At 40.2% G+C, this 7,542-nt stretch carries 3 protein-coding genes; 2 read left to right on the plus strand and 1 reads right to left on the minus strand.

The annotated features are described in order from the left end of the window. Positions 1 to 423 precede the first annotated feature (423 nt). On the plus strand, positions 424 to 4,452 hold the full coding sequence (locus V7K67_RS15205) for an ATP-binding protein (RefSeq protein ID WP_335167237.1): 4,029 nt from the start codon (positions 424 to 426) through the stop codon (positions 4,450 to 4,452). Positions 4,453 to 4,577: 125 nt separating this feature from the next. Here V7K67_RS15205 and tnpC read toward each other — a convergent pair whose 3' ends face one another. Next, a complete protein-coding gene (tnpC, locus tag V7K67_RS15210) occupies positions 4,578 to 6,110 on the minus strand; it encodes an IS66 family transposase (protein WP_335167239.1) in 1,533 nt (510 codons plus the stop codon). An 82-nt stretch (positions 6,111 to 6,192) separates the two neighbouring features. Between tnpC and V7K67_RS15215 the strand changes: the two genes are divergently transcribed. Next, positions 6,193 to 7,440: a GAF domain-containing sensor histidine kinase gene (locus tag V7K67_RS15215; protein ID WP_335167241.1), complete on the plus strand. Its 1,248-nt coding sequence runs from the start codon at positions 6,193 to 6,195 to the stop codon at positions 7,438 to 7,440. Positions 7,441 to 7,542: the final 102 nt, after the last annotated feature.

Below are 7,542 nucleotides of genomic sequence, written 5' to 3' on the forward strand. Positions count from 1 at the left end.
TGTAGATGCTGGTTTATCATAGTCTGCTTTTACACTTTTACACTCAACCGTATTATCTCGTACTCTTTTTCAAAAATCAAATAGGAGTCCTATAGTATGCTAAAAATATAGTTAAACAAGTCAATAAACATGAATATTTATCTAAAATAATGACTAAAAGCTTTGGCATGGTTGACTTATAGTTTTGATTTGGTGTTGACTTTCCTGCAAGATGGGCTGAAAAGCCTTGCTGTCGTTACTTCTACTTTACATAACCACTTCCCCAAGCAGGCACGGAAACTAGTGGATTATTCTATTAACTTTGTAAAAAAAATCTCCAAAATCAGCAGCGCACTTGCTTAAGACTCACCAAGCTAATGGGTACACTAACTCTAACAAAGTGACTGGGACAGCATTAACCCACTTTTGAGGAGTACCCAAATTATGCTCACGCTTTCCGGCTATCAAATTATTGAACAAATCTACGAAAGCAGCAATTCTCTGATATATCGAGGCTATCGGGAAGGCGATAATCAACCTGTAATTCTCAAAACCCTACGAGATGTTTATCCCTCGCCAGAACGCATTGCTTGTTACCAGCGCGAATATGACATTATCCACAATCTCCATCTCGCTGGAGTTGTTCAAGTTTACGCTTTGGAAATTCATCAACAACGACCAGTTTTAGTATTAGAAGACTTCGGTGGTACTTCTTTAGCTCAATTGCAGTTAGCTGGAAAAATCGAGTTAGAACAGTTTCTTAAAATGGGTATTTCTATTGTCGAAAGCATCAAACAAATCCATGCTGCTAAGATGATCCACAAAGATATTAACCCCTCAAATATTGTCTTAAATCCCAACACAAGACAGATCAAAATCATCGATTTTGGGATTTCCACTGTTCTGTCACGAGAAACCCAATCATTTAAAAATCCCAATATTCTAGAAGGCACTATTACCTACATTTCTCCTGAGCAAACAGGGCGAATGAATCGAGCGATTGATTATCGCAGCGATTTCTATTCTTTAGGAGTAACTTTCTATAAATTACTAACAGGAGAAGTGCCATTTTTAGGGGATGATCCTCTAGCGTTGATTCATTGCCATATTGCGAAACAACCACCACTTTTAGGGGATAGGGGACAGGGGATAGGGGACAGAAAAGAGATTCCCCAAATGCTATGTGAGATTGTGATGAAACTGATGGCGAAGAATGCCGAAGACCGTTATCAGTCTGCTTCTGGAATTCAGGCAGATTTAGAACAATGCTTGCATCAACTACAAAGTAATGGGAAAATTGATGTCTTTCCGTTGGCTAGTCAGGATGTCTCCGATCGCTTTATAATTCCGCAAAAACTCTATGGACGAGAACCAGAATTAGAGACGCTATTGACGGCTTTCGATCGCATCACCAATGGTACAAATGAACTGATGTTAATTGCAGGCTATTCTGGAGTCGGCAAATCAGCTTTAGTAAATGAGGTTCATAAACCCATTACAGCCAAACGTGGCAATTTTATCACTGGTAAATATGACCAGTATCAACGTAATATTCCTTACTACGCCATTTCTCAAGCATTCAATGACTTGTGTAATCAATTATTGACTGAAAGTGAATCCATTTTGAGACAATGGCAAGAAAAAATATTAGCTGCTGTTGGCAATAACGGACAGGTTTTAATTGATGTCATTCCCAATTTGAAATTGGTGATTGGCGAACAACCTCCTGTAACTCAAGTAGGCGGACAAGAAGCCCAAAACCGCTTCAATCTGGTCTTTCAAAACTTTATCAAGGCGATTTGTCAGGCTGAACATCCCCTCGTTTTGTTCGTTGATGACTTGCAATGGGCTGATAGTGCTTCGCTAAAACTGCTGAAGATTATTTTAAGCGATCGCGATATTCAAAATCTACTCATCATTGGAGCTTATCGAGATAATGAAGTCGATACAACTCACCCTTTGGCGATGAGTTTAGACGAAATTAAAAATGATGGAGGAATCGTATCTGAGATTAATCTCAAAAACCTCACTCCCAAAGATGTGAATGCTTTAATTGCCGAAACATTGTCAGTTTCAACTATCCTAACTCAAGCATTAACTAATTTGGTTTGTGAAAAAACTCAAGGTAATGCTTTCTTTACCGCTGAGTTTTTGAAATCACTTTATACAGAGAATTTACTCAGCTTTGACTATATAAAAAAAAGATGGCATTGGGATTTAGAAGAAATTGAAACCAAAGACATTACTGATAATGTTGTGGAATTAATGACGAGTAAAATTGTCAACTTAGCAGCAAACACCCAAAAAATATTACAGTTGGCTGCTTGTATTGGCAATAACTTTGATTTATCTACATTGGTATTGATTTCTCAGCAATCAGCCAAGCAAGTTTTAGATGATTTATTACCAGCATTCAAAGAAGGCTTAATTGTTGTCTCAAATAATCAATATTATCTGAGACTATTGAGAGAGGAGAAAAAAGCTGCTGATATTAATTGTAAATTCCAGCACGATCGCGTCCAGCAAGCAGCTTATTTTCTAATTTCTGAAGGGCAAAAACAAGCAAATCATTTAACAATTGGGCGACTGATGTTGAGCAATACCTCAGCATTAGTTCGAGAAGATAAAATTTTTGAAATTGTTAATCAATTAAATATTGGTGCAGAGTTGATTGACGCTCAAAATGAACGAAATGAATTAGCCAATTTGAATTTATTGGCGGGACGTAAAGCTAAATTAGCAACTGCTTATGAAGCAGCTTTGGGATATTTTTCATTCGGCATTAAATTACTAGCAGCAGATTCTTGGCAAACAAACTATGACCTGAGTTTGACATTATTTAAGTCAGCAGCAGAAGCAGCATTTGTCTACGGTGACTTCACACAGATGAATATATGGGTAGAGGAGGCAATGCAAAATGCTCAAGTTTTGTTAGACAAGACGAGAGTTTACGATCTGAAAATCCAAGCCTTTGCAGTGCAGAACAAATTACCAGCAGCGATCGCCACCGGTTTAGAAGTTCTCCAAGCCTTGGGAATTAACTTTCCCTCTACTCTGAGTCACTTAGAACTGAGCAAAGCACTACAGCAAACAGCAGATCGTCTGGCAAAAAGAGAAGTTGAAGACTTAATCAACCTACCCCAAATGCAGTCAGCCCAACAATTAGCAGCGATGCAAATTCTTTCCAGGATCATCGGACCCTCCTACCGAGGAGGGCATGAGATACTCCCATTCATTGTTTTAAAGATGGTGAATCTATCTCTAGAATACGGCAACACCGAATTATCAACGGTTGGCTATGGAATGTATAGCTTAATTCTTTGTGGAGCCTTGGATGAGATTCCCTTGGGCTATCAATTTGGTAAACTTACTTTGACCTTATTAGAACGCTACGATGCTAAACATCTCAAATGTTACATCATCGCTGTAATTTATACTACCGTCTACCATTGGCAAGAACCACTCCAGAAAACCATCAAATCCTTAAAGGAAGGCTATCAAATTGGTAGAGAGCAAGGAGATATAGAATTTTCAGGTCTTTGTGCAGTCTTTGATAGCCTGCATTCCTGGGCGACTGGCCAAGACTTGGGAGAATTTGAACGGCAAATTACTGACTACCATCATGCTATGAGTCAAGTCCAAAACAAAGTAGCTCTTTCGTATCTAGCTATTTATTGGCAGTTAAGCTTAAATCTGGTAACGGTATCTGAAAACTCCTGTTGTTTAAGTGGGGAAGTCTATCAAGAAGAACAAATGCTGCTCTGGCATCAGCAAGCTAATGATACAACTGGTTTGGCACATCTATATTACTCAAAGCTTTTTCTGTGCTATCTCTTCCAAGATTTCCCGCAAGCCGCAGCTAATGCCCAAGAGTTAGAAAAGTGTCTAAATGCATTATTAGGACAGATAACCGTAGTACTTTTCAATTTTTATGATTCTCTGACAGCCTTAGCTTTATATACTGATGCCCCACAAGCAAGCTTATTAGCAAAAGTCACAGCCAATCAAGCTCAAATGCAGAAATGGGTACACCACGCGCCGACAAATTTCTTACACAAATTTTATTTAGTGGAAGCGGAACGGTATCGAGTTTTAGGGCAAAAAGCTGAAGCCATAGAGATGTACGATCGCGCGATTGCCAAAGCAACAGAACATGAATATCTCAACGAACAAGCCCTCAGCTATGAACTCGCTGCCAGATTTTATCTGCAATGGGGTAAAGAAAAAATTGCTCAAGATTACCTATTTAATGCCCACTATGCCTACACTCGTTGGGGTGCTAAAGCTAAAGTAGAAGATTTAGAAAAACGCTATCCCCAATTTTTCACCCAAGATCAAATAAACTCTCAATTTCCAACCTCTAAAATCACCTCCACGAGTACCACCCTATCAACTTCCTTAGATTTAAACAGTGTTCTCAAAGCCTCCCACGTTCTGGGACGAGAAATTAAGCTCGATACTTTATTAACGTAATCGATCACGGGGCGATCGCAGACTAAAAGCCAATAGATGTCAATGAGTGAAGAAACTAGGGGAATTAGTCTAAGAGAGTTGACTCTATTGAATAAAAGTAAATAAACGGGTATGGCTTAGGGGAATTAAGCAGCATTTATTACTTGCTTAGAAGTAGGAACTTCTGGAAGTAAAGAAGGAGTAGGTTTACCTATGCGTGCAGCAAAAGTTGCTGCTGTTATAAAATCAAGAACATTTCGGCGCTGGGATCTGAGAGTGGTGACAACAGTTAACATCCGAGCGACAAAAATACTACCCGCCTGGGTTTGAGAACCAAAGCTAGTACGTCGCCAGATCACAGCAGGACGTATAGCCCTTTCAGCAGCATTATTTGTAGGTTCCACACCCTCAACTCTCACAAATAACCATAAAGCAGGCTCAACTTTTAAAAGTTGGCGACAGGTACGGACAGTTTTGGCAAGTGGTGTTTTTTCTTTGGAACCAATCTCATAATTTGCAGCTTCTTGTAGAGAGGAATTAATAGTATTGCGAATTTGTTTGACTAAAAGTTGAAACTCGCAACGCTTCAAAGTTCCGTCTCTGACTCGATGCCACAGTTCAAATAATTTTTCTTGTTCTTTTACCAGAGCATTTCCGATATCCTTTGAAACTCCAGTCCGCTCAGATATTTTGATGAATTCTCGTTTCAAGTGTGCCCAACACAATTGACGCTGCTCTAAAGCCACCCAATTGTATGCTGCATATCGGTCTGAATTTAAAATACCGCCAAAGTCTTCGCCCAGTAGATTACGGGCTGCATCCGAACAACGGGAAAGTGCAATCTGAAAAAATGTTACCAAGGGTGTAACTGCAACCCACAGCCAAGCTTGACTCTTTTTTGAATTGTGTCCATCAACGTTTCCCTGAGCAAAGCTTGTTTCATCCGCCCCAACTACACGCGAGTTTTGGACATATATTTTCGCTTCTTCAACTGCACTTTCTACTGCCAAAGAGGCTTCAAATCTCAGTTTGTTGACAGTACCCAAGGACATTGTAATTCCAAAGATATCCTGCATTGCACTTTGTACCATCCGAGTACTGTGGCGGTATAGTCCGCTCAACACGCTCACAAGAGCCACTACTCTCACACCATAACCACTTGGATACACATCTACGGGTAATGTTGCACGGGTTAAAGTACCGCATTCTTGGCACATTAATTGGTGTAGACGATGTTCCACGATTATTGGCTTGATAGGAGGAATTTCTACAATCTGGTGGCGGTAAGGGTTGGCATCTTCTCCCAATAATATTTCTCCGCAACATCTACAAGTCTCTGGGTGGTGGTTTAAAACGCTTTCACACTCGGATAACTCATACAGCAAGCGACTATGACCCTTGTGTCCCGCCTGTCCCCCTCGCTTTTTTCCACTTTTCTTTTTTTCAGGGCGTTTTTCGGCATCGAGTGGGTTCATGGATGGAGGCGATGACGAGTTTTTTGATGTGCGATTAATCTTTTCTAAAAGTTCTTGCTGTTTAGCCTCTTGTTCTGCCAGCTTTTTTTCTGATTCTTTGATGTGCTGCCCCATTTTTTCCACCAATCGTTTGACATTGGCTGGAGTTTTTTCCCAATCTGAATCCGAAATTTCAATTCCGTAAGCGAGGCAGTTTTCATCCATGCATTTTAATCTACCATCTCAGTAACCTATTTTTGACTGTAGCGTTTCAGATCCTGTGAACGGTTACTTATTAACTAAACTGATGACAATCGTCATTGAAAATGCTGGGGCAGAAAAGGGTTATTTACTGCTCAACCAAGATGCAGAATGGCAAATTAGAGCATCAGGAACAATTAACTCAGATACAGTTAAAGTTACTGAAGCTATCTCTATCAAAAGCTTCAGTCAACCAATACTATCTAATGCGATTATCGATTACGTTGCCCGGACTAAAGATAGTGTGGTATTACATGACGCGGTTAATGAAGGCAATTTCACTCGTGATGCTTACATTCATCAACAGCAACCTAAGTCTATTTTGTGTTTTCCTCTCCTCAATCAAGGCAAATTGATTGGGATTGTTTATTTAGAAAATAATCTCACAACTGGAGCCTTTACACCAGAACGAATGGAAGTTCTAAATTTGCTTTCTTCTCAAGCCGCCATCTCCATCGAAAATGCTACTCTCTACAACACCCTAGAAGAAAAGGTAGCCGAACGAACTCAAGAATTGTCTCAAGTTGTAGAAGACCTCAAAGCAACCCAAAAGCAACTGGTAGAATCTGAGAAAATGGCGGCATTAGGTGGTCTTGTGGCTGGAGTCGCTCATGAAATCAATACACCTGTGGGCACTAGTATCACCGTTGCTTCTACATTAGCTGATGAAACGCGATCGCTAATTACGACTGTTGAGCAAGGTCAATTAAAGCGCTCAGTTTTAAACAACTATTTGGAAATTGCGAAGGAAAGTACTGAACTGCTTCTGAGCAACCTCAATCGTGCCGGAGAACTGGTGCAAAGCTTCAAGCAAGTAGCTGTGGATCAGACTAGTTTGGAACAACGGACATTTTTAGTCAAGCAGTATTTGGAAGAAATTGTCACTAGCTTAACTCCCAAACTCAAACAAGCTTCCCATACCCTGACAGTGACAGGAGATGAAACTGTTACAATCGACAGCTATCCTGGGGCTTTGGCGCAAATTGTCACCAACTTAGTGATGAACTCCCTGAATCATGCCTATCAACTTCACGAATCAGGACAGTTGCGGATTGAGGTGAAGCAAGAAAGCGATCGCGTTGTGATTCAATATAGCGATGATGGTTGCGGCATTCCGCAAGAAAACTTAAACAAAATTTTTGAGCCTTTCTTCACCACTACTAGGCATCAAGGAGGCAGTGGTTTAGGTCTGCATATAGTCTATAACTTAGTTACTCAAAAGCTACAAGGAACAATTGATGTTGACAGTGAAGTAAAAAAGGGAACCCTATTTACAGTGACACTACCTCTATAAGAGTGCTGAGTTAGGAGTTAGGAGTTAGGAGTTAGGAGTTAGGAGTTAGGAGTTAGGAGTTAGGAGTTAGGAGTTAGGAGTTAGGAGTTAGGAGTTAGGAGT

Source organism: Nostoc sp. (genome assembly GCF_036917155.1).
In the GTDB taxonomy this organism is placed as follows: domain Bacteria; phylum Cyanobacteriota; class Cyanobacteriia; order Cyanobacteriales; family Nostocaceae; genus Nostoc.